The sequence below is a fragment of the Massilia sp. CT11-108 genome (assembly GCF_047302915.1).
In the GTDB taxonomy this organism is placed as follows: Bacteria; Pseudomonadota; Gammaproteobacteria; order Burkholderiales; family Burkholderiaceae_D; genus Telluria; species Telluria orientalis.
Genome location: NZ_JBKYMO010000625.1, coordinates 1 through 2780, shown reverse-complemented (window position 1 = coordinate 2780; position 2780 = coordinate 1). Strand labels below are relative to the sequence as shown.

Genomic DNA, 2780 nt, shown 5'->3' with positions numbered 1-2780 from the left:
GGCTCGACCTGCCCGCGATCGTGCGCCGCCAGCTCGAACGCGCGGGCGTGCAGGCCGTGGCGGCACGGGACGAGTGCACGATGTGCCACACGCGCGCCGATGGACGCTGGACCTTCCACAGCTACCGCCGCGAACGCGCAACGCGCACGCCCGTGGTCGATGTGCACTGGTCCGCGATCGCGATCGCGCACCGTTAGTCCGTACCTTCAACGACACGTTGATGCCATCTTGCGTGGTCCAACGCACGCATTCTTCACGATTTTGTACGTGCGTCGCGCCACGACGTGAAGTCTGAGGCTATCATGCGTTCAATTCCAACTTGTCGTCGTCGTCACGCGAACCGAACGTCATGACCCGAGTCCTCTTCATTCACCAGAATCTGCCGGGCCAGTTCCGCCGGCTGATGCGGTATCTGCAGACGCGGCCCGACTTCGACGTCGTCGCGATCGGCGAAGAGACCGCGGTGCGGCGCGAGAGCGCGGGACCGAAGGTGCGGACGATCGGCTACGCCAGGCCGGATGGTCCGGGCGAGAAGACCCATCACTACCTGCGCCACTTCGAAGGCTGCGTGCGCCGCGGCCAGGCCGTCGCGCGCACGTGCGTGGCGCTGAAGCAGGAAGGCTTCGTGCCCGACGTCGTCGTGTGCCACCCCGGCTGGGGCGAGGCCCTGTTCGTCAAGGACGTGTTCCCGCAGGCGCGCCTCGTCGTGTTCTGCGAGTTCTGGTGGGCGGCAAGCGGGTTGGACGTCGGCTTCGACCCCGAGTATCCGGTGAGCTTCGACGACCGCCTGCGCATCCGCATCAAGAACTCCGTGCTGATGCAGTCGCTGCTCGCGGCCGACGACGGCGTCGCGCCCACGGCCTGGCAGCGCGGTGTGCACCCGCCCGAACTGCGCGGCAAGATCCGCGAAGTCCACGAGGGCATCGACACGCAGCAACTGAGCCCCGACCCGCACGCGCGGCTGGAACTGCCTGGCGGCGCCGTGCTCACGCGCGCGCAGCCGGTGCTGACGTTCGTCGCGCGCAACCTCGAACCCTACCGCGGCTTCCACGTCTTCATGCGCAGCCTGCCACGGCTGCTGGCCGGGAATCCGGAGCTGCAGGTCGTCGTCATCGGCGGCGACGGCGTCAGCTACGGCCGCCGTCCGCCGCAGGGCCATGCGAGCTACCGCGACGCGCTCAAGGCCGAGCTGGACGGCGGCGGCGAGACCGTCGACTGGTCGCGCGTGCACTTCCTCGGCAAGGTGCCGTACGCCATGTACCGCAGCGCGCTGCAGGTCTCGAGCCTCCATGTGTACCTGACGTATCCGTTCGTGCTGTCCTGGTCGATGCTGGAGGCGATGGCCGTCGGCGTGCCGGTGCTGGGCTCGGATACGGCGCCGGTGCGGGAAGTGATCCGCGACGGCGAGAACGGGTTCCTGACGCCGTTCTTCGACACGGCGCTGCTCACCGACCGCGCGCTCGACCTCATCGCGCGCCGCGACGAGATCGCACCTGCCGGCCTGGCCGGACGCGAGACGGTGCGCACGCGCTACGATTTCGAAACGGTGGGCCTGCCGGTCTACCTCGACCTGCTCAAGCCGCTGCCCGGGCCGGTGGAAGAGGAGGCCGCATGACGGACCGCTTCGCCTTCCACTACGCCCCCGACGGCTACTCGACGGCAGGCCCGCACCTGATGGGCCGCCAGGCCGCCGGCGCCGGACTGCTGCGTGCGATCGCGACGGCGCCCGGCCTCGAGTCGGTCGGCTGCTTCGCCGGCGGCCAGGCCCACGCGGCCGAAGGCGAGCGCCTGCTGCGCGAGTCCGGCTACAAGGGCCAGGTCGACTGGATCGCGCAGGGCCGCCCGCAGGACCTGGAGCGCTACGGCACGCTGTACCACCCCGCGCCCGGCATCGAACGTCTCGCGTGGCGGCGCCTCGGACTCGGCGAACGCCGCTACAGCCTGTGCGGCATCACGCACACGACGGCCAGCCACGCCGTGATGACGAGCCTCGCCAACCTGCTGGTGGTGCCCGTGCGCAGCTGGGATGCCGTGATCTGCACGTCGCGCGTCGTGCGCGACAGCGTGCGCCGCGTGCTGGAGCGCCAGGCCGAGTATTTGAGTGCGCGCCTCGGTGCCCAGCGCTTCGAACTGCCGCAGCTGCCCCTGATCCCGCTCGGCGTGAACGCGGCCGATTTCGACGTCGACGTATCCCGCCGCGCCACCGTGCGCCGGCGCCTGGGGATCGAGGACGGCGGCGTCGCGTTCCTGTTCCTCGGCCATTTGTCGTTCCACGCGAAGGCGCATCCGCAACCGATGTTCGCGGCGCTCGAGGCGGCCGCGCAGGACGGCAAGCGCGTGCACCTCGTGCTGTGCGGGTGGTTCGCCAACGAGGCCACCGACAAGGCCTTCCACGAGGCGGCCGCGCAACTGTGCCCGTCCGTGACGCTGTCGGTGCTGGACGGCCGCGTGGCCGCGAACCAGCTCGACGCCCTGGCCGCCGCCGACGTCTTCATCTCGCTCGCGGACAACGTCCAGGAGACCTTCGGCCTCGCGCCGCTGGAAGCGATGGCGGCGGGCCTGCCGTGCATCGTCAGCGACTGGAACGGCTACCGCGACACCGTGCGCGACGGCGTGGACGGCTACCGCATCCCGACCGTGATGCCGGATGCGGGCGCGGGCCTCGATCTCGCGCAGCGTTACGACGATGGCGTGGACAGCTACGACACGTACTGTGGCCACACGAGCCAGGCGGTCGCGGTGGATGGACCGGCCCTCGCGCAGGCCTGCGCGAGGGCCGG

Annotated in this window: 3 protein-coding genes; all 3 read left to right on the top strand. The window is 70.4% G+C overall.

All coding sequences use genetic code 11. The features are described from left to right. The coding region (locus tag ACEN88_RS28540; RefSeq protein WP_413345108.1) for a laccase domain-containing protein at positions 1-197 on the top strand (197 nt) is incomplete at its 5' end. A gap of 152 nt (positions 198-349) precedes the next feature. Further along, positions 350-1615: a glycosyltransferase family 4 protein gene (locus ACEN88_RS28535; RefSeq protein WP_413345106.1), complete on the top strand. Its 1266-nt coding sequence runs from the start codon at positions 350-352 to the stop codon at positions 1613-1615. After that, positions 1612-2780 (top strand): glycosyltransferase family 4 protein (locus ACEN88_RS28530; RefSeq protein ID WP_413345104.1); only part of this gene is annotated, 1169 nt, incomplete at its 3' end. The genes ACEN88_RS28535 and ACEN88_RS28530, both read left to right, overlap by 4 nt.